Raw genomic sequence first — 19,925 nt, forward strand, 5'->3', positions numbered from 1 at the left:
TGGCCGTCGGTCACTCGCGAGGGCTAACCTAGACCTTTCAGTACGGAGTTTTGTGATGTCTGCGCCTTCTGTTGTGATTGCCGGCTGTGGCGATGTAGGGAGCCGGCTGGCCAGCCAGTTGCTCGCCTCGGAATGGGAGGTTCATGGCCTGCGCCGAGATATTTCGCGGCTGCCCGACGGGGTGGTCGGTATTGCCGGTGACCTGTTCAACAAGGATTGCCCTGACACCTGGCCGATCGGCGGGGTGGATTACCTGGTGTACTGCGCTGCTGCGACGGACCACGACGAGGCTGGCTATCGCGCTGCTTATGTTGAAGGGTTGAAACATGTGCTGGAGTGGCTGGGCGACTACGGGCAGGAGCCTAAGCACCTGCTGTTTGTATCCAGCAGCAGCGTTTACGGGCAGCAGAATGGCGAGTGGGTCGACGAAACGTCGGAGACTCAGGCGAAGGGATATTCCGGGCAAGTAATGTTGGAGGCTGAGCAAGTTGCGCTCGACAGTGGCATCCCCGCCAGCATTGTGCGTCTGACTGGTATCTATGGACCGGGCCGCGAATGGCTGTTGACTCAGGTTCGCCAAGGCTACCGCGTGGCAATCGACCCACCTTTATATGGCAACCGCATTCACGCAGATGACGCAGCGGGTTTGCTGGCGTTTTTGTTGCATCATGTGGAAAAAGGCGGCTCGCTGGAGAAGGTCTACATCGGCGTCGACGATGCGCCTGCGCCGCTGGCCGAGGTGGTGGATTGGTTGCGTGAGTATCTGGGTGTGACCGAATGGGCTGATGACGCGAGTGTGCGGCGTGCTGGCAGCAAGCAATGCAGCAATGCCCGAGCCAAGGCGTTGGGTTGGGTGCCGACGTACCCGACTTATCGGGAAGGCTATGCGGCGATCCTCGAAGGCCAGCGTTAAATGAAAAAGGAGCCCAAGGGCTCCTTTTTTATCATTGTTTTTCCAGCAGCCACTGGCGAGGCCCTGGCGTAAACGAAGGCACCTCATCCGCCTGTGCGGTATTGATCGCCTGGAAGATCTCCAGCTGCTTGCCTTTGCGCACAAAGATCCACGGGTTGCCCTGGCCGTTCAACTGCAGCCAGATACTGTCGTAGCCACCGCTCATGGACGCGCAATCGCCCGCCAGGCACAGCGAGTACTGATCGACATTCGGCAGGCCGGCGACCTTGCCGTTGGCCTGGAATTGCACGATGGCGCCGCTTCCGAAGCCGTCGAGGATCTTCCAGTCACCCCCCATATAAGCGGCGTACAGCGCACGCTCGAAGTTTGCGCCCAGTGGCGCGCCTTCCGGTGCGGGCTCTTTGGGGCGGGCGAACAGCTGTTCAGGCTCGTTGTCGTTGGCCACTTGCAGCAGCTGTTTGCCTTTGCGCTTGAGTTCGGTGGCGGAGCTGCCGTAGAAATCCACACTCCACGCGCCGGACTTTTCACCCAGCAATTTGCCTTCCGCTACTTCAAAACCGTTGTAGTAGCGTGCCTGCGAGGCCTTGGTATTGACCTCCCATTCGAGGTTCGGGCCAAAGCTCTGCAGGGCTTCACGCAAAGGGCCGCCTTTGGCTGCCGCATCGATGGCGACCTGGTTGATCCAGGTGCCGCTCACATCCCGGTCGGCAGGGTTGCTGGCGCAGCCGCCGAGCAACAGGGCGAGCAGTGATGAGGCTACAAGCGCTTTGCGCATCATGAAATCCTTTTAAAACGAAGTCGGCGCAGCCTATGGGGGCTGCGCCGGGTGTTTTACTCGATGACCAGAATCGCGTCCATCTCAACCTGTGCACCCTTTGGCAGGGCGGCAACGCCGATGGCGGCGCGGGCTGGGTAAGGCTGTTCGAAGTACTTGCCCATGATCTCGTTGACCTTGGCGAAGTGGCTCAGGTCGGTGAGGAAGATGTTCAGCTTGACGATGTCTTTGAACGAACCGCCGGCAGCCTCGGCCACCGACTTGAGGTTTTCGAAGACCTGCACGGTCTGTGCTTCGAAGCCTTCAACCAGTTCCATGGTCTTTGGGTCCAGTGGAATCTGGCCGGACATGTAGACGGTGTTGCCTGCCTTGATCGCCTGGGAGTAAGTGCCGATGGCGGCCGGGGCTTTATCGCTGGTGATAACAGTCTTGGTCATGAATGACTCCTTGTAATGTGGCTTAGGCGCGCATGCGAGTGATGCGGATCACACCCGTCAAGGCACGCAGTTTCTTGATCACGCGGGCCAGGTGCACGCGGTCGTGAACGCTGACCACCAACTGGACCACGCTGATGCGACCATCGCGTTCGTCCATGCTTATCTTCTCGATATTGCCGTCGGCTGCGTTGACGCTGCTGGCGAGCAGGGCGATCAGGCCGCGCTGGTGTTCCAGCTCCACCCGCAACTCGACGTTGAATTCGCCGGTGACATCCTTGGCCCACGAGAGCTGGATGCATTTTTCCGGGTTGTGGCGGATTTCGGTGATGTTGCGGCAGTTGTCCAGGTGCACCACCATGCCTTTGCCCGCCGACAAATGGCCGACAATCGGGTCGCCCGGGATCGGCGTGCAGCACTTGGCGTAGCTGAGTACCAGGCCCTCGGTGCCACGAATCGCCAGCGGACCTTCGGGGCTTGGCAATTGTTCGCCTTCGCCGAGCAGGCGGCGGGCGACCACGTAGGCCATGCGGTTGCCCAAGCCGATATCTTCCAGCAGGTCTTCGATGGTTTCCTGGCGATACTCGTGGAGCATCGCTTGCACGCGCTCTGTAGGAATCTTGTCCAGGGCGCTGTCGAAACCGTTGAGCACCTTGTTCAGCAGGCGTTCGCCCAGGCTGATGGACTCGGAGCGGCGCTGCAGTTTCAAAGCGTGACGGATGTGCGTGCGCGCCTTGCCGGTGACCACAAAGTTGAGCCATGCCGGATTCGGGCGTGCGCCCGGTGCGCTGACGATCTCGACCGTGGAGCCGCTTTGCAGTGGCTCGGACAGCGGTGCGAGACGACGATTGATCCGACAGGCGATGCAGCTATTGCCCACGTCGGTGTGCACGGCGTAGGCAAAGTCGACCGCCGTGGAGCCTTTGGGCAGCTCCATGATCCGGCCTTTGGGCGTGAACACGTAGACCTCGTCCGGAAACAGGTCGATCTTCACGCTTTCGATAAATTCGAGGGAGTTGCCGGCACGTTGCTGCATTTCCAGCACGCCCTTGACCCACTGGCGGGCACGGGCATGGGTGCCTTTTGGCTGCTCGTCGCCGCTGGATTTGTACAGCCAATGGGCGGCGATGCCGTTGTTGGCCATCTCTTCCATTTCGCGGGTGCGGATCTGGATCTCGATCGGCACCCCGTGCATACCAAACAGCGTGGTATGCAGCGACTGGTAGCCGTTGGCCTTGGGAATCGCGATGTAATCCTTGAAGCGCCCCGGCAGCGGTTTGTACAAATTATGTACAGCGCCCAGCACGCGGTAGCAGGTGTCGACCTTGTCGACGATGATCCGGAACGCATACACGTCCATGATCTCGTTGAAGGCCCGACGCTTGCCGCGCATCTTCTTGTAGATGCCGTAGATGTGTTTCTGCCGGCCGCTGACCTCGCCTTCGATCTCGTCGATCGCCAGGCAATGGCTCAGGGACTCTTCGATCTTGTTGACGATTTCCTTGCGGTTGCCCCGGGCGCGCTTGACCGCCTGGTAGATGCGCGCCGAACGCATCGGGTGCATGGCTTTGAAACCGAGGTCTTCGAATTCGATACGAATGGCGTGCATGCCCAGCCGGTTGGCGATGGGCGCGTAGATTTCCAGGGTTTCCTTGGCGATGCGCCGGCGTTTTTCGCCGGACAGCACTTCCAGCGTGCGCATGTTGTGCAGCCGGTCGGCCAGCTTGACCAGAATCACCCGGATATCGCGGGCCATGGCCATGGCCATCTTCTGGAAGTTTTCCGCCTGGGCTTCAGCCTTGGTCTCGAAGTTCATCTGGGTCAGTTTGCTGACCCCGTCGACCAGTTCGGCCACGGTTTCGCCAAATTGTGCGCTGAGCGCTTCCTTGGCGATGCCGGTGTCTTCGATCACGTCATGCAGCATCGCGGCCATCAGGCTCTGATGGTCCATGTGCATGTCGGCAAGAATATTTGCCACCGCAAGAGGATGGGTGACATACGCCTCACCGCTACGCCGGCGTTGGCCGTCGTGGGCTTGTTCGGCGTAGAAATACGCTCGGCGGACCAGGTTGACCTGGTCTGGGCCGAGGTAGGCCGATAAGCGATCGGCGAGGGCGTCTATGCTCGGCAAAGTGTGAACTCCTGCCGTTGGCTGTGACCCCGCGCCGTGCTACGTCGACCAGGCATAGGCTTAGACGGCCTCGTTGGACTCGTCCTCGAACGCTGCAAACAGCGGTTCGTCTTCAACGATTTCAGCGTTGGCGATGAACTCGTAGCTCATCAGGCCTTCAGCGATTTCACGCAGGGCTACAACGGTAGGCTTGTCGTTTTCCCACTGGACCAGGGGCTCTTTGCCGCCAGTGGCCAGTTGACGGGCACGCTTGGTAGAGAGCATGACCAGCTCAAAGCGGTTATCCACGTGTTCTAGGCAGTCTTCAACGGTTACGCGGGCCATGGTATTCCTCGGAGCGAATGCAAGATGCGCGCTGCCCGGTTGGGCGAGCGGACTAAACAGTTTAAAAAATCACCAGCGTTTAGGGAAGCGCTGATTTTTCGCAGGCCCTCGCAAAACCGCTACAAGTGCCAATGTAAAGCCCTTGCAGCGGTTTTGGGAAGAGCCAATCAACCGAGCAGTTCGGCCAGTAATTTGCCGAAACGCTGTTGCTGGCGCTTTTGCTGGAGCTGATTGGTGCGGAAAATCGCCTTCAAATCGTCCAGTGCGTGGGCAAAATCGTCGTTGATGATCAGGTAGTCGTAGTCGACGTAGTGGCTCATTTCGCTGACGGCTTCACGCATACGACCTTCGATGATCTCGTCACTGTCCTGGCCACGGTTGGTCAGGCGTTGGTGCAAGGCTTCCAGCGAAGGCGGCAGGATGAAGATCGAGCGCGCCTGGGGCATCAGCTTGCGCACTTGCTCGGCGCCCTGCCAGTCGATTTCCAGGATCAGGTCGTGGCCTTCATCCAGAGTCTGCTGCAGGTGGCTTTGCGAGGTGCCGTAGAGGTTGCCGAACACTTCGGCACGCTCCAGGAAGTCGCCGTGTTCGATCATCTTGACGAACTCGGTGCGCTCGACGAAGTGATAGTGCACGCCGTTTACCTCACCCGGACGCATGGCGCGGGTGGTGTGGGAAACCGAAATGCGGATCTGCTCGTCAGCGTCGGTCAGGGCCTTGACCAGACTGCTCTTGCCCGCGCCCGAAGGGGCGGAAATGATGTACAGGGTGCCGGTGCTGTGGGTCATGGAGGTTGCCTTACTCAATATTCTGTACTTGTTCGCGCATCTGCTCGATCAACACTTTGAGGTTGACCGCCGCCGTGGTGCTGCGCGGGTCGAACGCCTTGGAGCCCAGTGTATTGGCTTCGCGGTTGAGTTCCTGCATCAGGAAGTCCAGGCGCCGACCGGCGGCACCGCCGGACTTGAGCACGCGGCGCACTTCGAGGATGTGGGTGCTCAGGCGATCGAGCTCTTCGGCAACGTCGCTCTTCTGCGCCAGCAGGACCATTTCCTGCTCCAGGCGAGTGGGGTCGAGGTCGGCCTTCATGTCGGTGAAGCGGTGGAGCACCTTCTGGCGCTGGCTGGCGAGCATCTGCGGCACCAGTTCACGCAGGGTGACAACGTCTGCTTCAATGGCGGTCAGGCGCTCGCTGATCAAGCGCGCCAGCTCGGCGCCTTCGCGCTCGCGGCCGGCTTTCAGCTCCTTGAGGCCTTGGTTGAACAGGGCGAGCGCTTCGGCGTTAAGGGTTTGCGGGTCGGTGGCGTCGGCCACCAGTACACCGGGCCAGGCCAGCACTTCCAGTGGGTTGAGCGCGGCCGGCTGCTTGATCAGGCCGGCGATGGTTTCGGCTGCGGCGACCAGTTGCGCGGCGCGGTCGCGGTCAATCTGCAAGGCCTTGCCGGTGGTTTCTTCGGTAAAACGCAGGGTGCATTCCAGCTTGCCGCGGGAAATACCCTGGCGCAGTGCTTCACGCACGGCGCCTTCGAGATCGCGGAACGACTCCGGCAGGCGCAGGTGCGGCTCCAGGTAACGGCTGTTGACCGAGCGCAGTTCCCAGCTCAGGGTGCCTTGGACGCCGGCTTTTTCGACGCGGGCGAAGGCGGTCATGCTGTGCACCATGGAGGTACCTCGCGTTGCAGCCCGCAAACACGGGCTGATGATTAAGAAGGCGCAGGATTGTAGCGCAGTGGGGCGGACACGCCCAAACCCGAGCATTCGTAACCGAATTTTTTAGCAGTGCCCCGAAACGGCTCGCGGCTCTATAATGCTCGGCAGTTTTTCGTCCTCAGTACAGGTGTCTCCCTATGAAACGTCCAAGTGGTCGCGCTGCCGATCAGCTCCGCTCGATCCGCATCACCCGCAACTACACCAAACACGCCGAGGGTTCTGTACTGGTCGAGTTTGGAGATACCAAGGTCATCTGCACCGTCAGCGTCGAAAACGGCGTGCCGCGTTTCCTCAAAGGCCAGGGCCAGGGTTGGTTGACCGCCGAGTACGGCATGCTGCCGCGCGCCACCGGTGAGCGTAACCAGCGTGAAGCCAGCCGTGGCAAGCAGGGCGGCCGTACACTGGAAATCCAGCGTCTTATCGGCCGCTCCCTGCGCGCAGCCCTGGACATGTCCAAGCTGGGCGACGTGACCCTGTATGTCGACTGCGACGTGATCCAGGCCGACGGCGGCACCCGCACTGCGTCCATCACCGGCGCCATGGTGGCCCTGGTTGACGCGCTGAAAGTGATCAAGAAACGTGGCGGCCTGAAAGGCGGTGACCCGCTCAAGCAGATGATTGCTGCGGTATCGGTAGGCATGTACCAGGGCGAGCCAGTGCTGGACCTGGACTACCTGGAAGACTCGGCTGCCGAGACCGACCTGAACGTGGTCATGACCAGCACCGGTGGTTTCATCGAAGTGCAGGGCACCGCCGAAGGCGCGCCCTTCCAGCCGGCCGAGCTGAACGCCATGCTGGCCCTGGCCCAGAAAGGCATGACCGAAATCTTCGAACTGCAGAACGCCGCCCTGGCTGACTGAGCCCGTTTCAAGGAGAAACGCCATGAATGACAACAGCCAAATGCCGGTGCCTACGCCTTCCTACGAAGTGCGCCAGGGGGCAATGTTGTGCCATCTCGCGGCGTTTCTGGGCTTCGTGTTCCCCTTCGGTAGCGTCGTGGGGCCGCTGATCCTGTGGCAGATGAAGAAAGAAGTGGACCCGTTCATTGATGATCAGGGCAAGGAAGCGCTGAACTTCCAGATCACCGTGGCCATCGCCTGGATAGCTTGCATCGTGCTGGCTTTTGCAGTGATTGGCTTTTTCCTGATGGTTGCCCTGGCGATCGCCACGGTGGTGCTGACTATCATTGGTAGCATCAAGGCCAACAAGGGGATTGTGTATCGCTACCCCTTGACCTGGCGCCTGATCAAATAATGAACGCCCACAAAAAAACCGACAGCGATGTCGGTTTTTTTGTGCCTGGAAAAAGACCTTAGATGGTCAGTGTCCAGTCGTAGTCCACGATCAGCGGCGCGTGCTGCGAGAAGCGTGGCTGGCGCGGCAGGCGGGCGCTGCGCACGAACCGGCGCAGACCTGGGGTGAGCAACTGGTAGTCGAAACGCCAGCCCAGGTTAAGCATCTCAGCCTGTTCGTTGTCCGGCCACCAGCTGTACTGGTCGCCTTCGCGGCTGACTTCGCGCAGGGCATCCACATAGCCCATGTTGCCGACAATCTCGTCCATCCAGGCACGTTCCGGCGCCAGGAAACCCGGGGATTGCTGGCTGTCGCGCCAGTTCTTGATATCCAGCTTCTGTTGCGCCACGTACAGCGAGCCACAATAAATGTACTCGCGACGTTTGCGTCGCTGTTTATCCAGGTAACGGGCGAAATCGTCCATTAGCTTGAACTTCTGGTTCAAGTCTTCATCGCCGTTCTGCCCCGAAGGGAGCAGCAAGGTCGCGATGCTGACCTTATCGAAATCGGCTTGCAGGTAGCGCCCGTAGCGGTCGGCTGTCTCGAAGCCGAGGCCGCTGATGACCGCCTTGGGTTGCAACCGCGAATACAAAGCCACGCCACCTTGGGTGGGCACTTCGGCATCGCAGGCATAAAGGAAGTAGCCATCCAGTTGGAAGGCTGGGTCGTCCAGTTCAAAGGCGGAGGCGCGGGTATCCTGCAGGCAGATGACGTCGGCATTCTGGGCTTGCAGCCAACTGAGCAAACCACGCTCGACTGCAGCCTGAATACCATTAACGTTCACACTGATGATCCGCATAAATGGCCCCAAAAATCGCGTGCGTGTATGATACACGCCGTCCACCTAATTAGCTAAATCCGTGGTATCTGAGGCTTTTTTCATGCAGGCGTATCAACGCGATTTCATTCGTTTTGCCATCGATCGCGGCGTTTTGCGCTTCGGTGAGTTCACTTTGAAGTCCGGGCGCACCAGCCCGTACTTCTTCAATGCAGGCTTGTTCAACTCGGGTTCGGCCCTGGCCCAGCTGGGTCGTTTCTACGCGGCAGCCATCGTTGAAAGCGGTATTTCCTTCGACGTGCTGTTCGGCCCTGCCTACAAGGGTATCCCCCTGGCGGCGGCAACGGCCGTGGCTTTGGCTGAGCATCATGGGCAGGACCTGCCATGGTGTTTCAACCGCAAAGAGGCCAAGGCCCACGGCGAAGGCGGCAGCCTGGTCGGGGCTCCACTCAAGGGCGACGTGCTGATCATCGACGACGTGATCACCGCCGGTACTGCGATCCGCGAAGTCATGCAGATCATCGCCTCCCAGGATGGCGCCAAGGCTGCCGGCGTGCTGATCGCGCTGAACCGCCAGGAACGTGGCAACGGTGAATTGTCGGCCATCCAGGAAGTGGAGCGCGATTTCGGCATTCCGGTGGTGAGCATTGTGTCGTTGAACCAAGTGTTGCAGTTCCTGGAAGACGACCCGCAGCTTAAACAGCATCTACCCGCCGTGCGGGCGTACCGCGAGCAGTTCGGTGTCTAAATAAAAGGCCCTGTGAAAACAGGGCCTTTTTTTGGAATAAGGGTCAGGGTTGCTATGGCGCTCATTAGCGTTGAAACACGGCAGCCCGACTGGCGGTTAACCCAATTTCCGCCATTTATCGATCAGTCGCACGACGAGCCAGGCATTGAACAGCGCAAACACCAGCAATGCCAGGACCACTAGCACGTACAGCGTGCGATCCACGTCGAAGTTCCACAGGTCCAGTGTGCTGCTGTTCATGACACGGACCGCAGTGGGCAGGTTTACGTAAAACAGCGCCATGAAAGTACTGGTCATGGGCAGTGCGCAGGCAAGCAAAATATTGATGACTTTCGTCCTGCTACGTTTCCTGGCCTGCGCGCCTGATTGGTTCTCATCCATCGCTAATGCATCATGTACCTTGGGCCACGCCCAGTTGAACATGAAGGTGGTCAGGGTCAGCAGCAGGCCGCTGACCGCGACGATGTCACCCAACGGCATTCAGGCCCAGCGTCTGGCATAACAGTGCTTTGGCGATGCGTTATAGCGCGCTTGCAATTTCGCTGTCGGAAATTTTTAGGGTTTTTTTGACCGGCTCCCACCGTTATTGGGAAGGCTGGTTCGGGTACGGATCTTCGACAGCGTCACCCTGGCCGGTGAGGATATTCCAGCCTTTCAGGAGGTGCGGGCTTGCTTTGAAATTTGGGCAGGGTGGAAGGGAAGTCTTCGACTGATTGCTGTAGTGGCGTCCGCAGTCGGCACACTCATAGGTGCCTGCCGATACGTCGCTGCCGTAGGGGGTGTAGGTTTTTTGCATGGGGAAGATCTCCTGTGGATTTAAGGAAGATCCTAAGCAGATGTATGCCGGCAAGATGTCGGATGCTTCGATCATTGCGGTAGGGCATTTCCCTCTCGCATAAAAAAGACCGCAGATTTCGTCGATTCTTTCGGAGGTTTCGTACATAGGTACGTGTCGCCGAAAGAACCGTCGAAAACTACGGTCTATTCAAGACTTTTACATCATGGACGCTTGCGGTTGCTGATCAGCGTACCCACACCGGTATCGGTGAAGATTTCCAGCAGGATCGCGTTCGGCACGCGACCATCCAGGATCAGTGAGCTGCCCACGCCGCCTTGCACCGCTTCCAGCGCGCAACGGATCTTCGGCAGCATGCCACCGTAGATGGTGCCGTCAGCGATCAACTCGTCCACTTGTTGCGTGGTTAAGCCAGTCAGCACTTTGCCTTCCTTGTCCATCAAGCCGGCGATGTTGGTCAACAGCATCAGCTTTTCAGCCTTCAATGCTTCGGCCACCTTGCCGGCCACCAGGTCGGCGTTGATGTTGTAGGACTCACCGTTGGCGCCCACGCCGATGGGCGCGATCACCGGGATGAAGTCACCTTTGACCAGCAGGTTCAGCAGGTCGGTGTTGATGCCGATCACTTCACCCACCTGGCCGATGTCGATGATTTCCGGCTGGGTCATTTCCGGCGTCTGACGGGTCACGGTCAGTTTTTTCGCGCGGATCAGCTCCGCGTCCTTGCCAGTCAGGCCAATGGCGCTGCCGCCGTGACGGTTGATCAGGTTGACGATGTCTTTGTTGACCTGGCCGCCGAGGACCATCTCCACCACGTCCATGGTCTGCGCGTCAGTGACACGCATGCCATCGATGAAGTGACTCTCGATCGACAAGCGCTTGAGCAGGTCGCCGATTTGCGGGCCGCCGCCGTGCACTACCACCGGGTTGATCCCCACGGCTTTCATCAACACGATGTCGCGGGCAAAGCCGGTTTTCAGCTCTTCGCTTTCCATGGCATTGCCGCCGTACTTGATCACCAGCGTCTTGCCGACATAGCGTCGAATGTAAGGCAACGCTTCGGACAGGACCTTGGCAGTGTTGGCAGCGGCTTCGCGTTCGAGGGTCATTCAGGGCTCCGGTAAAAAATCAGAACGGTAATTGGAGATCAGGGGCAACACGTTTCAACTGGGCGTGGAACACGTCCTTGATGCGCTGCAACTCAGCCTCGGTATCCGCCTCGAAACGCAGGACCAGCACCGGCGTGGTGTTGGACGCGCGAACCAGGCCCCAGCCTTTGGCGTAATCGACTCGCACACCATCAATGGTGGTCAGGTTGGCACCTTCGCCCCATTGCGCATCGTGCAGTGCGTCAATGATGCTGAATTTGCTCTCCTCGGTCACATGGATATTGATCTCTGGCGTAGAAATATCGTTCGGGAAGGTCTGGAATAGCTCTTCGGCGGTGGATTTTTCCTTGCTGAGGATCTCCAGCAGGCGCGCAGCGCTGTAAATACCGTCGTCAAAGCCGAACCAGCGCTCCTTGAAGAACACGTGGCCGCTCATTTCGCCGGCCAACAGCGCGCCGGTTTCCTTCATTTTCTTTTTGATCAACGAGTGGCCGGTCTTCCACATTAGCGGGCGACCGCCATATTCCTTGATCAGCGGGGTGAGGCGGCGGGTGCACTTCACGTCGAAGATGATCTCGGCGTTGGCATTGCGCGCCACCACGTCACGGGCAAACAGCATCAACAGGCGATCCGGGAACACGATTTCTCCGGTCTCGGTCACCACACCCACGCGGTCGCCGTCGCCGTCGAAGGCCAGGCCCACATCCGCCCCGGTTTCCTTGACCTTGGCGATCAGGTCCACCAGGTTTTCAGGCTTGCCCGGGTCCGGATGGTGGTTGGGGAAGTTGCCGTCGACCTCGCAGAACAACGGAATCACTTCGCAGTTCAAGGCTTCGAGCAACTGCGGGGCGATCACGCCGGCCGCGCCGTTACCGCAGTCCACCACCACTTTGAGGCGGCGTGCGAGTTTGACGTCACGGGTGATTTCATCAGAGTAGCGTTGCAGGATGTCGACTTTGGTGATGGTGCCCTTGCCGCTGGTCAGATCGTTGTTTTTCAGGCGGTCGTGCAGGGCCTGGATCTGTTCGTTGGCCAGGGTGTCGCCAGCGATGACGATCTTGAAACCGTTGTAGTCCGACGGGTTGTGGCTACCGGTGAGCATCACCCCGGACTTGCCGGCCAGTACGTTGGCGGCGTAGTACAGCGCGGGCGTTGGCACCAGGCCCACGTCGCTGACATGGCAACCACTGTCGGCCAGGCCCTGGATCAGTTGTTCCACCAGCTCCGGGCCTGACAGGCGACCGTCACGGCCGACCGAAACGTTGGGTTCATCCTGGGCCAGGCTCTGGGAGCCGATGGCGCGGCCAATCCAGTAGGCGGTTTCGGCCGTCAGGGTCTTGGGCACTACGCCACGGATGTCATAGGCGCGAAAGATACTGTCGGGGAATGCTGGGGCTACGCGGGCTGCGGTACTCATCGCGGGGGGAAACTCCATCTGAAGGGGGCAAGGCTGGCCTTAATGTGGCTGGCCGGCAGGCTCAAACTGAAGGGTATGACGGTGTTTTCGGCAGAGAGTTCGTGGTGCAAAAATGCCATCGGAGCGCTGGCTCCGTGTTTATGTCTGCGTAATGCTTTGATTTCTATGGGGAAATCTCGCTGATAAAATCCGCGCATTCTTCGTCCTGAAAAGCCTTGCGGTGGCGTCGGGCCGGGCAACAGCGCCCGGCCAGAATTAGCTTAGTCAGTGACTGCCGGAATGCCCAAAACCGCCTGCGCCGCGTTGGGTTTCATCAAACTCCTGTACCAGTTCGAAGTGCGCCTGCACCACCGGCACCAGTACCAACTGGGCAATGCGTTCGCCGACAGCGATGTTGAACGCGGTCTGGCCACGGTTCCAGCATGACACCATCAGTTCGCCCTGGTAGTCCGAATCGATCAGGCCGACCAGGTTGCCCAACACGATGCCGTGTTTATGGCCCAGGCCAGAGCGCGGCAGGATCAGCGCTGCCAGGCCAGGATCGCCTACGTAGATCGACAAGCCGGTCGGAATCAGAATGGTCTGGCCCGGCTCAAGGACAGTGTCTTCCTTGAGCATGGCGCGCAGGTCGAGGCCGGCGGAGCCTGGGGTGGCGTAGGCCGGCAGTGGGAATTCGTTGCCGATGCGTGGGTCGAGGATCTTGGCTTGCAAAGCGTGCATGGAAATTAAACCTGGTTCAGCCGTTGGGCGATAAAAGAGATCAGTTGGCGGGCAATCTTGCCCTTGCTGGTCTGGGCGAAAAGGGTGGCATGCAGGTCGCGGTCGATCACGCTGCAGGCATTTTCCTCGCTGTTGAAGCCGATGCTCGGGTTGGCGACATCATTAGCAACGATCAGGTCGAGGTTTTTGTCTTTCAATTTGCGTGCGGCGTAGTCCAGCAGGTGCTCGGTCTCGGCGGCAAAGCCGACACTGAACGGACGGTCTGCGCGGGTGGCAATGGTGGCCAGGATGTCTGGGTTGCGCACCATTCGCAGGAGCAGGCCGTCGCCGCTTGTAGGGTCTTTCTTGAGCTTTTGCGGGGCGACCACTTCCGGGCGGTAGTCTGCAACTGCTGCCGAGGCGATGAACAGGTCGCACGGAATGGCCGCCTCACAGGCCGCCAGCATGTCGCGGGCGCTGACTACGTCGATTCGTGTGACCCGATCCGGGGTCGGCAAATGCACCGGGCCGGTGATCAGGGTGACGCGCGCGCCTGCCTCGACCGCCGCTTCAGCCAAAGCGAAGCCCATTTTTCCTGAGCTATGGTTGGTGATGTAGCGCACCGGGTCGATGTTTTCCTGGGTCGGGCCAGCGGTGATCAGCACATGCTTGCCGGTCAGGGCCAGGTGCTGGAAGCACTCGGCCGCACACAGCGCCAGGTCGGTGGCTTCGAGCATGCGGCCCATGCCGACGTCGCCGCAGGCCTGGCTGCCGGATGCCGGGCCGAACACCTTGAGGCCACGGCTTTGCAGGAGTTGGGTGTTGGCCTGGGTGGCTGGGTCGCGCCACATGGCTTGGTTCATGGCCGGGGCGATGGCGACGGTGGCGTCTGTGGCCAGTACGAGGGTGGTCAGCAGGTCATCGGCGATGCCTTGGGCCAGACGGGCGATCAGGTCGGCGGTGGCCGGGGCGATCAGCACCAGGTCGGCCCATTTGGCCAGCTCGATATGGCCCATGGCGGCTTCGGCTGCCGGGTCCAGCAGGTCCAGGTGAACCGGGTGGCCGGACAGCGCTTGCATGGTCAGTGGGGTGATGAACTCACTGCCACCGCGGGTCATGACCACGCGCACTTCGGCGCCTTGGTCCAGGAGCCTGCGAACCAGTTCTGCGCTCTTGTAGGCGGCAATGCCGCCGCCAACGCCGAGAACGATGCGTTTCCGATACAGACGCTGCATTGGTTTGCCTTTCCAGTTCAGTGATGCCAGTTCAGTGACGCCTGCGATGCCCCCTCCCCAGGGGAAATCGCCTGCAAAAAAGAGGGCCTACGATAACACAGCGTCCGCTAGGCAACAGCGGCGCACATGCCACGGCGCGTATGGAGAGGGAGGTGAGATGAGTATTCGTGATTGGCCGGTGGCGGAGCGGCCCCGGGAAAAGCTTTTGGAAGGGGGCGCGGCGAGCCTGTCGGATGCGGAGCTGCTGGCGATCTTCCTGCGTACCGGGGTTTCCGGTCGGAGCGCGGTGGACCTGGCGCGCCATCTGTTGGCGCAATTTGGCGGCTTGCGCCCCTTGCTGGAGGCCAGCCAGGCGCTGTTCAGCCAGCAATTGGGGTTGGGGCCGGCGAAGTTTGCCCAGTTGCAGGCGGTGCTGGAAATGGCCCGGCGCCACATGGCCGAACGCTTGCGCCAGGACTCGGTGCTGGAAAGCCCTGTGGCCGTGCGGGATTACCTCAAGGCGTTGTTGCGGCACGAGCCTCATGAGACCTTCGGTTGCCTGTTTCTCGACTCAAAACACCGGGTGCTGGGGTTTGAGGCGTTGTCCCAGGGCACCATCGATGCGGCGATGGTCTATCCCCGGCAAGTGGTCAAGCGCGCCCTGGCGTACAACGCGGCGGCGTTGATCCTGTGCCACAACCATCCTTCCGGCAGCCTTGAGCCGAGTGCGGCTGATCGAAAATTGACCAAGTTGCTGCAAAAAGCCTTGGAAGTGGTGGATGTGCGGGTGCTGGATCACATCATCGTGGGGGATGGCGACCCGTTGTCGATGGCGGAGTATGGGTGGATGTAGGAGCCGACTTGCCGGCGATCAGGTCCGCAAGATCGCGATGGACTTCGCTGACGCCATCGCTGGCAAACCAGCTCCTACAAGGGTTATTTGACGCTGACTTTGGAGAAGTCCTGGCGCCCGAATGGGCTCACCTGGTAGCCCTCGACGTTCTTGCGGGCCAGGGCAAACGCGGTCGGGTGCGCGAGCGGCAACCACAGCGCCTGTTGCTGGATCTGCGCCTGGGCCTGCTGGTAGAGCTTGGTGCGTACGCCTTGCTCGCTGGTGGTCTTGCCAGCGCTGATCAGCTTGTCCAGCGCGGGGTCGCAATAGCGGGCGAAGTTGGTGCCGGATTTCACCGCTGCGCAGGAGAACTGCGGGGTCAGGAAGTTATCCGGGTCGCCGTTGTCGCCGGCCCAGCCCATGAACAGCAGGTCGTGTTCGCCGGCCTTGGCGCGGCGGATCAGCTCGCCCCATTCGATCACGCGGATCTCGGCCTGGATGCCGACCTTGGCCAGGTCAGCCTGTAACAGCTGTGCACCAAGGTTCGGGTTAGGGTTCAGCAGGCTGCCGGTGGGGCGTGTCCAGATAGTGGTCTTGAAACCATCCTTGAGCCCGGCGCGGTCCAGCAGTGCCTTGGCCTTGGTGAGGTCCTGTGGATAACCCGGCAGCTCCTTGGCGTAACTCCACGTGTTGGGCGGGAAAGGTCCGTTGGCGGCTTCGGCGGTACCTTCAAACACAGCCTTGAGGTAGCTGCCTTTGTCGAACGCCAAGTTGATTGCCTGGCGCACTTCGGGCTTGTCCAGAGGCGGGTGCTGGCTGTTGATGGCCACGAAGGCGGTCATGAATGCGGCGGTTTTTTCCACCTTGAGTGCCGGGTCCTTTTCGGCTTCGCCCACATCCAGCGGTTTGGGGGACAGGGCGATCTGGCATTCGTCGCGATGCAATTTTTGCAGGCGCACGTTGGCGTCCGGGGTGATGGCGAAGATCAAGTTATCCACAGACGGTTTGCCGGCGAAGTAGTCCGGGTTGGCCTTGTAGCGCACCACGGCATCTTTCTGGAATCGGCTGAAGATGAACGGCCCGGTGCCGATTGGCTGGCTGTTGAGCTTCTCCGGCGTGCCGGCCTTGAGCAGCTTGTCGGCATATTCCGCCGGGTAAATCGAGGCAAAACCCATGCTCAGGGCGGCGAGGAAGGTAGAGTCGGCGTGATCCAGGGTGAAACGCACGGTCAGCGGATCAAGGGCGTCGATTTTCTTGACCAGCGTCGGCAGTTGCAACGATTGCGCATGGGGGAAGCCACTCTGGGCGATCTTGTGCCAGGGGTTGGCCGGGTCGAGCATGCGCTCGAAGCTGAAGCGCACGTCTTCGGCGGTCAGGGTACGGCTAGGGGTGAAGTATTCGGTGCGGTGGAATTTCACATCCGGGTGCAGCTTGAAGGTATAGGTCAGGCCATCCGGCGAGACTTCCCAGCTGTCCGCCAGGCTGGGCACCAGTTTGCCGCTGGCCGCGTCGTAGTCCACAAGGCGGTTCATCAGCACGTCGGCCGAGGCGTTGGTGGTGGTCAACGAGTTGTATTGCACCACATCGAACCCTTCGGGGCTGGCCTCGGTGCAGACGCTCAAGTTGCTGGCGGCAGAGGCCAGCGGCGCGATAAAGAGAGGGGCGAGCAATAGCGGTAGGGCAGCGAGGCGCATGTTCGGTTTCCTTTGCAGATCGAAGGCCCATCTGCGAGTGCAGTCTGGAAAAGTCCTACCGTAGTGGTCTGATTGGTAAATGACTAGCCCATTTTTGCCTGTGCTTTTGCCCCAAATGCTGTTTTGATGGCACCTCAGCGCATTTTGCCGAGCACTTAATGGTGCGCGCGGGCGCTGTAAATCATTCTGTGCGACGAGCGGTCGGCTGCGACAGCGGCCCCTCCTGGCAACGGTTCAGGCGTCTGCCGCCAAGATTTACGCCAGTAAAAACACTCGGGCTGTTGTTGCACCTGGGTCTTTCTGGTATAAAGCAGCGCTCTTTTCTAGGGGCCCGGTTCCTTCGCTTGTAGGTGTAGCCGGTAAGACCCTAAAGAAACGCGGCGCCTGGCGCCAAATGACTGAGAGATTAAGCGGCCAACCCATGCCGGGTTGGGCATGTGGTTTTAGAGGGCTGAGGCATGTCGAGAGTCTGTCAAGTTACCGGTAAGGGTCCGGTGACTGGGAATAACATTTCCCACGCAAATAACAAAACCCGTCGTCGTTTCCTGCCGAACCTGCAGCATCACCGCTTCTGGGTTGAAGAAGAGAAACGTTTCGTCCGTCTGCGCGTATCTGCTAAAGGCATGCGCATCATCGACAAGCGTGGCATCACTGTCGTGCTGGCTGAATTGCGCCGCGCTGGCACAATCTAAGGAGCTATATCATGCGTGAATTGATTCGAATGATCTCTAGCGCCGGTACTGGTCACTTCTACACTACCGACAAGAACAAGCGTACTACCCCGGACAAGCTCGAAAAGAAAATGTTCGACCCGCGCGTTCGTAAGCACGTGATCTACAAAGAAGGCAAAATCAAGTAATTGATTTTCCTCCTTGTGAAAAAAAGCCCGTATCTCACGATTCGGGCTTTTTTTTGCCTGCGATTTACCGGTCAGGCTTTCTGTTCGAATACCACGTAGATCTTACGGCACGGCTCCAGCACTTCCCAGGTGCCGCTGAACCCGGCCGGGATCACGAAACGGTCGCCGGCGCGCAGGGTCTTGGCGTTGCCATCGGCATCTCGTAGCACCGACACGCCCTGCACAATCTCGCAGTATTCGTGTTCGGTGTAGCTAACCTTCCAGTGCCCGACTTCACCTTCCCACACGCCCGCGCTCATCTGGCCGCAGGGGCTGTTGTAGTGGTTGTAGATCGTCTGTTCGGGATCGCCCTTGAGGATTTTTTCGGCGGCAGGGCGGTAGCGCTCGGCGGCGGTCTTGGCTTGGCTGAAGTCGACGATGTCCTGGATGCTCATGTGCGTGTCCCGTCTGGCCTGCGGTTGGAGAGCCCAAAGTCTATGTTTATTAAAATGAACATCGCAAGGGCGTTTACTGGCGTTATGTCAAATATATTGAAACATCCCCAGCCGCTGGTTTAGGGTGGCAGCTGCCTTGCGCCGAACCATTGGCTGGCGGGCAAGAATTCTTTGAGGCTGCCGTGGGACATCCCCTGGCCCTTGTATTCAATAAGAGGAGGACACTCGCATGACCACCCTGACCCGTGCCGATTGGGAACAACGCGCCAAGGATCTGAAGATCGAAGGCCGCGCCTACATCAATGGCGAGTACACCGCCGCCGCTTCCGGTGACACCTTCGAATGCATCAGCCCGGTCGACGGCCGCCTGCTGGCCACCGTTGCCAGCTGTGACGTGGCCGACGCCCAGCGCGCCGTTGAAAACGCCCGCGCCACCTTCAATTCCGGTGTGTGGTCGCGCCTGGCGCCGGCCAAACGCAAATCCGCCATGCTGCGTTTCGCAGCCTTGCTCAAGGCCAATGCCGAAGAGCTGGCGCTGCTCGAAACCCTGGACATGGGCAAGCCAATCAGCGACTCCCTGAACATCGACGTACCCGGCGCGGCGAATGCCCTGAGCTGGAGCGGCGAGGCCATCGACAAGATCTACGACGAAGTTGCCGCCACCCCGCACGACCAGTTGGGCCTGGTGACCCGCGAGCCGGTTGGCGTGGTTGGCGCCATCGTGCCGTGGAACTTCCCGCTGATGATGGCCTGCTGGAAGCTCGGCCCGGCGCTGTCCACCGGTAACTCGGTGATCCTCAAGCCGTCCGAAAAATCCCCGCTGACTGCCATTCGCATCGCGGCCCTGGCCGTTGAAGCCGGTATTCCAAAAGGTGTGTTCAACGTGCTGCCAGGTTATGGCCACACGGTCGGCAACGCGCTGGCGCTGCACATGGACGTCGACACCCTGGTGTTCACCGGCTCCACCAAGATCGCCAAGCAGCTGTTGATCCGCTCCGGCGAATCGAACATGAAGCGCGTGTGGCTGGAAGCGGGCGGCAAGAGCCCGAACATCGTGTTTGCCGATGCACCGGACCTGCAAGCTGCTGCCGAATCCGCCGCTGGCGCTATCGCGTTCAACCAGGGCGAGGTCTGCACCGCCGGTTCGCGTCTGCTGGTCGAGCGATCCATCAAGGACACATTCCTGCCGCTGGTGATCGAAGCCCTCAAGGGCTGGAAGCCCGGCAACCCACTGGACCCGGCCACCAACGTCGGCGCACTGGTGGACACCCAGCAAATGAACACCGTGCTGTCCTATATCGAAGCCGGTCATGCCGATGGCGCCAAGTTGGTCGCCGGTGGCAAGCGCACGCTGGAAGAAACGGGTGGTACTTACGTCGAGCCGACGATTTTCGACGGCGTGACCAACGCCATGAAAATCGCCAAGGAAGAGATCTTTGGCCCGGTCCTGTCGGTGATTACCTTCGACAGCGCCGAAGAAGCGGTCGCCATTGCCAACGACACCATCTACGGCCTGGCCGCAGCGGTTTGGACGGCGGATATCTCCAAGGCCCACCTGACTGCCAAGGCCTTGCGCGCCGGTAGCGTATGGGTCAACCAGTACGACGGCGGCGACATGACCGCGCCGTTTGGTGGCTTCAAGCAGTCGGGCAACGGTCGCGACAAGTCGCTGCATGCGTTCGACAAGTACACCGAGCTGAAGGCGACCTGGATCAAGCTCTAAGCAACACGCTGATTCCTGTAGGAGCGAGCTTGCTCGCGAAGA

22 protein-coding genes and 1 pseudogene are annotated in these 19,925 nt (G+C 60.0%); 8 read left to right on the top strand and 15 right to left on the bottom strand.

All coding sequences use genetic code 11. The features are described from left to right. The first annotated feature begins 55 nt into the window (after positions 1–55). Positions 56–913, top strand: coding sequence for an SDR family oxidoreductase (locus tag EJ576_RS01310; RefSeq protein ID WP_122729882.1), 858 nt, complete (start codon positions 56–58; stop codon positions 911–913). A gap of 31 nt (positions 914–944) precedes the next feature. Here the strand turns inward: EJ576_RS01310 and EJ576_RS01315 are convergent, their stop codons facing one another. The 6 genes from EJ576_RS01315 to EJ576_RS01340 all read right to left on the bottom strand — a co-directional run bounded on the left by EJ576_RS01315 (position 945) and on the right by EJ576_RS01340 (position 6,239). Then, complete coding sequence (locus tag EJ576_RS01315; protein WP_016975932.1) at positions 945–1,688, bottom strand: hypothetical protein; 744 nt, start codon at positions 1,686–1,688, stop codon at positions 945–947. Positions 1,689–1,744: 56 nt separating this feature from the next. Continuing rightward, positions 1,745–2,125 (bottom strand): RidA family protein, encoded by a 381-nt coding sequence (locus EJ576_RS01320; protein WP_003176922.1) that lies wholly within the window; start codon positions 2,123–2,125, stop codon positions 1,745–1,747. A gap of 22 nt (positions 2,126–2,147) precedes the next feature. Then, a complete protein-coding gene (spoT, locus tag EJ576_RS01325) occupies positions 2,148–4,253 on the bottom strand; it encodes a bifunctional GTP diphosphokinase/guanosine-3',5'-bis pyrophosphate 3'-pyrophosphohydrolase (RefSeq protein ID WP_016975931.1) in 2,106 nt (701 codons plus the stop codon). 60 nt (positions 4,254–4,313) lie between these two features. Then, positions 4,314–4,577 (bottom strand): DNA-directed RNA polymerase subunit omega, encoded by a 264-nt coding sequence (gene rpoZ, locus EJ576_RS01330; RefSeq protein WP_003176920.1) that lies wholly within the window; start codon positions 4,575–4,577, stop codon positions 4,314–4,316. A gap of 167 nt (positions 4,578–4,744) precedes the next feature. Further along, on the bottom strand, positions 4,745–5,365 hold the full coding sequence (gmk, locus tag EJ576_RS01335) for a guanylate kinase (RefSeq protein WP_016975930.1): 621 nt from the start codon (positions 5,363–5,365) through the stop codon (positions 4,745–4,747). 10 nt (positions 5,366–5,375) lie between these two features. Continuing rightward, positions 5,376–6,239 (bottom strand): YicC/YloC family endoribonuclease, encoded by an 864-nt coding sequence (locus EJ576_RS01340; RefSeq protein WP_126569451.1) that lies wholly within the window; start codon positions 6,237–6,239, stop codon positions 5,376–5,378. 185 nt (positions 6,240–6,424) lie between these two features. On the opposite strand from EJ576_RS01340, the gene rph reads away from it, so the two are divergent. Continuing rightward, complete coding sequence (gene rph / locus EJ576_RS01345) at positions 6,425–7,147, top strand: ribonuclease PH (protein WP_016975928.1); 723 nt, start codon at positions 6,425–6,427, stop codon at positions 7,145–7,147. Positions 7,148–7,169: 22 nt separating this feature from the next. Further along, positions 7,170–7,541 (top strand): DUF4870 domain-containing protein, encoded by a 372-nt coding sequence (locus EJ576_RS01350; protein WP_025856354.1) that lies wholly within the window; start codon positions 7,170–7,172, stop codon positions 7,539–7,541. A gap of 58 nt (positions 7,542–7,599) precedes the next feature. On the opposite strand, the gene EJ576_RS01355 is transcribed toward EJ576_RS01350, so the two are convergent. Then, on the bottom strand, positions 7,600–8,379 hold the full coding sequence (locus EJ576_RS01355; protein WP_003195493.1) for an exodeoxyribonuclease III: 780 nt from the start codon (positions 8,377–8,379) through the stop codon (positions 7,600–7,602). 82 nt (positions 8,380–8,461) lie between these two features. On the opposite strand from EJ576_RS01355, the gene pyrE reads away from it, so the two are divergent. Further along, complete coding sequence (pyrE, locus tag EJ576_RS01360; protein ID WP_028618476.1) at positions 8,462–9,106, top strand: orotate phosphoribosyltransferase; 645 nt, start codon at positions 8,462–8,464, stop codon at positions 9,104–9,106. A gap of 96 nt (positions 9,107–9,202) precedes the next feature. On the opposite strand, the gene EJ576_RS01365 is transcribed toward pyrE, so the two are convergent. From EJ576_RS01365 to coaBC, 6 genes and pseudogenes are all read right to left on the bottom strand, one after another. Beyond that, positions 9,203–9,586 (bottom strand): hypothetical protein, encoded by a 384-nt coding sequence (locus EJ576_RS01365; RefSeq protein WP_122729873.1) that lies wholly within the window; start codon positions 9,584–9,586, stop codon positions 9,203–9,205. Positions 9,587–9,689: 103 nt separating this feature from the next. Then, complete coding sequence (locus tag EJ576_RS01370; RefSeq protein WP_028618475.1) at positions 9,690–9,902, bottom strand: hypothetical protein; 213 nt, start codon at positions 9,900–9,902, stop codon at positions 9,690–9,692. Between the two features lie 203 nt (positions 9,903–10,105). Beyond that, positions 10,106–11,011, bottom strand: coding sequence for an acetylglutamate kinase (gene argB / locus EJ576_RS01375; RefSeq protein WP_017735763.1), 906 nt, complete (start codon positions 11,009–11,011; stop codon positions 10,106–10,108). Positions 11,012–11,030: 19 nt separating this feature from the next. Then, positions 11,031–12,452, bottom strand: a pseudogene (locus EJ576_RS01380) (phosphomannomutase/phosphoglucomutase); the annotation flags it as partial. 240 nt (positions 12,453–12,692) lie between these two features. Then, positions 12,693–13,148 carry a dUTP diphosphatase gene (gene dut / locus EJ576_RS01390; RefSeq protein WP_016975923.1) on the bottom strand — a complete coding sequence of 152 codons (456 nt, stop codon included), beginning with the start codon at positions 13,146–13,148 and terminating at the stop codon, positions 12,693–12,695. Positions 13,149–13,153: 5 nt separating this feature from the next. Further along, the gene (coaBC, locus tag EJ576_RS01395; protein ID WP_126569452.1) at positions 13,154–14,362 is read right to left on the bottom strand and encodes a bifunctional phosphopantothenoylcysteine decarboxylase/phosphopantothenate--cysteine ligase CoaBC; all 1,209 of its coding nucleotides are present in this window, start codon (positions 14,360–14,362) and stop codon (positions 13,154–13,156) included. Between the two features lie 157 nt (positions 14,363–14,519). On the opposite strand from coaBC, the gene radC reads away from it, so the two are divergent. After that, positions 14,520–15,194: a DNA repair protein RadC gene (radC, locus tag EJ576_RS01400; protein WP_122729870.1), complete on the top strand. Its 675-nt coding sequence runs from the start codon at positions 14,520–14,522 to the stop codon at positions 15,192–15,194. Between the two features lie 83 nt (positions 15,195–15,277). On the opposite strand, the gene EJ576_RS01405 is transcribed toward radC, so the two are convergent. Continuing rightward, on the bottom strand, positions 15,278–16,867 hold the full coding sequence (locus EJ576_RS01405; RefSeq protein WP_028618471.1) for an ABC transporter substrate-binding protein: 1,590 nt from the start codon (positions 16,865–16,867) through the stop codon (positions 15,278–15,280). A gap of 458 nt (positions 16,868–17,325) precedes the next feature. Between EJ576_RS01405 and rpmB the strand changes: the two genes are divergently transcribed. Both rpmB and rpmG read left to right on the top strand, forming a co-directional pair. After that, positions 17,326–17,559, top strand: coding sequence for a 50S ribosomal protein L28 (rpmB, locus tag EJ576_RS01410; RefSeq protein ID WP_010207494.1), 234 nt, complete (start codon positions 17,326–17,328; stop codon positions 17,557–17,559). A gap of 11 nt (positions 17,560–17,570) precedes the next feature. Next, positions 17,571–17,726 (top strand): 50S ribosomal protein L33, encoded by a 156-nt coding sequence (gene rpmG, locus EJ576_RS01415; RefSeq protein ID WP_003176906.1) that lies wholly within the window; start codon positions 17,571–17,573, stop codon positions 17,724–17,726. 71 nt (positions 17,727–17,797) lie between these two features. On the opposite strand, the gene EJ576_RS01420 is transcribed toward rpmG, so the two are convergent. After that, positions 17,798–18,160 carry a cupin domain-containing protein gene (locus EJ576_RS01420; RefSeq protein ID WP_028618470.1) on the bottom strand — a complete coding sequence of 121 codons (363 nt, stop codon included), beginning with the start codon at positions 18,158–18,160 and terminating at the stop codon, positions 17,798–17,800. Between the two features lie 229 nt (positions 18,161–18,389). Here EJ576_RS01420 and EJ576_RS01425 point away from each other — a divergent pair, with 229 nt between their 5' ends. Continuing rightward, positions 18,390–19,883, top strand: a complete 1,494-nt coding sequence (locus EJ576_RS01425) for an aldehyde dehydrogenase (protein WP_028618469.1) — start codon at positions 18,390–18,392, stop codon at positions 19,881–19,883. The last annotated feature ends 42 nt before the right edge of the window (positions 19,884–19,925 follow it).

The sequence above is a fragment of the Pseudomonas sp. C 49-2 genome, assembly GCF_003970195.1.
Lineage (GTDB): Bacteria > Pseudomonadota > Gammaproteobacteria > Pseudomonadales > Pseudomonadaceae > Aquipseudomonas > Aquipseudomonas canadensis.

What these genes read in the sequence shown, in the direction of transcription:
- rpoZ (WP_003176920.1), bottom strand. Translation starts at nt 4,577, where the DNA reads ATGGCCCGCGTAACCGTTGAAGACTGCCTAGAACACGTGGATAACCGC.
- coaBC (WP_126569452.1), bottom strand. Translation starts at nt 14,362, where the DNA reads ATGCAGCGTCTGTATCGGAAACGCATCGTTCTCGGCGTTGGCGGCGGC.
- dut (WP_016975923.1), bottom strand. Translation starts at nt 13,148, where the DNA reads ATGCACGCTTTGCAAGCCAAGATCCTCGACCCACGCATCGGCAACGAA.
- radC (WP_122729870.1), top strand. Translation starts at nt 14,520, where the DNA reads ATGAGTATTCGTGATTGGCCGGTGGCGGAGCGGCCCCGGGAAAAGCTT.
- EJ576_RS01350 (WP_025856354.1), top strand. Translation starts at nt 7,170, where the DNA reads ATGAATGACAACAGCCAAATGCCGGTGCCTACGCCTTCCTACGAAGTG.
- rph (WP_016975928.1), top strand. Translation starts at nt 6,425, where the DNA reads ATGAAACGTCCAAGTGGTCGCGCTGCCGATCAGCTCCGCTCGATCCGC.
- EJ576_RS01355 (WP_003195493.1), bottom strand. Translation starts at nt 8,379, where the DNA reads ATGCGGATCATCAGTGTGAACGTTAATGGTATTCAGGCTGCAGTCGAG.
- EJ576_RS01370 (WP_028618475.1), bottom strand. Translation starts at nt 9,902, where the DNA reads ATGCAAAAAACCTACACCCCCTACGGCAGCGACGTATCGGCAGGCACC.
- gmk (WP_016975930.1), bottom strand. Translation starts at nt 5,365, where the DNA reads ATGACCCACAGCACCGGCACCCTGTACATCATTTCCGCCCCTTCGGGC.
- EJ576_RS01425 (WP_028618469.1), top strand. Translation starts at nt 18,390, where the DNA reads ATGACCACCCTGACCCGTGCCGATTGGGAACAACGCGCCAAGGATCTG.
- EJ576_RS01420 (WP_028618470.1), bottom strand. Translation starts at nt 18,160, where the DNA reads ATGAGCATCCAGGACATCGTCGACTTCAGCCAAGCCAAGACCGCCGCC.
- EJ576_RS01320 (WP_003176922.1), bottom strand. Translation starts at nt 2,125, where the DNA reads ATGACCAAGACTGTTATCACCAGCGATAAAGCCCCGGCCGCCATCGGC.
- EJ576_RS01340 (WP_126569451.1), bottom strand. Translation starts at nt 6,239, where the DNA reads ATGGTGCACAGCATGACCGCCTTCGCCCGCGTCGAAAAAGCCGGCGTC.
- EJ576_RS01310 (WP_122729882.1), top strand. Translation starts at nt 56, where the DNA reads ATGTCTGCGCCTTCTGTTGTGATTGCCGGCTGTGGCGATGTAGGGAGC.
- rpmB (WP_010207494.1), top strand. Translation starts at nt 17,326, where the DNA reads ATGTCGAGAGTCTGTCAAGTTACCGGTAAGGGTCCGGTGACTGGGAAT.
- pyrE (WP_028618476.1), top strand. Translation starts at nt 8,462, where the DNA reads ATGCAGGCGTATCAACGCGATTTCATTCGTTTTGCCATCGATCGCGGC.
- EJ576_RS01405 (WP_028618471.1), bottom strand. Translation starts at nt 16,867, where the DNA reads ATGCGCCTCGCTGCCCTACCGCTATTGCTCGCCCCTCTCTTTATCGCG.
- EJ576_RS01315 (WP_016975932.1), bottom strand. Translation starts at nt 1,688, where the DNA reads ATGCGCAAAGCGCTTGTAGCCTCATCACTGCTCGCCCTGTTGCTCGGC.
- argB (WP_017735763.1), bottom strand. Translation starts at nt 11,011, where the DNA reads ATGACCCTCGAACGCGAAGCCGCTGCCAACACTGCCAAGGTCCTGTCC.
- EJ576_RS01365 (WP_122729873.1), bottom strand. Translation starts at nt 9,586, where the DNA reads ATGCCGTTGGGTGACATCGTCGCGGTCAGCGGCCTGCTGCTGACCCTG.
- rpmG (WP_003176906.1), top strand. Translation starts at nt 17,571, where the DNA reads ATGCGTGAATTGATTCGAATGATCTCTAGCGCCGGTACTGGTCACTTC.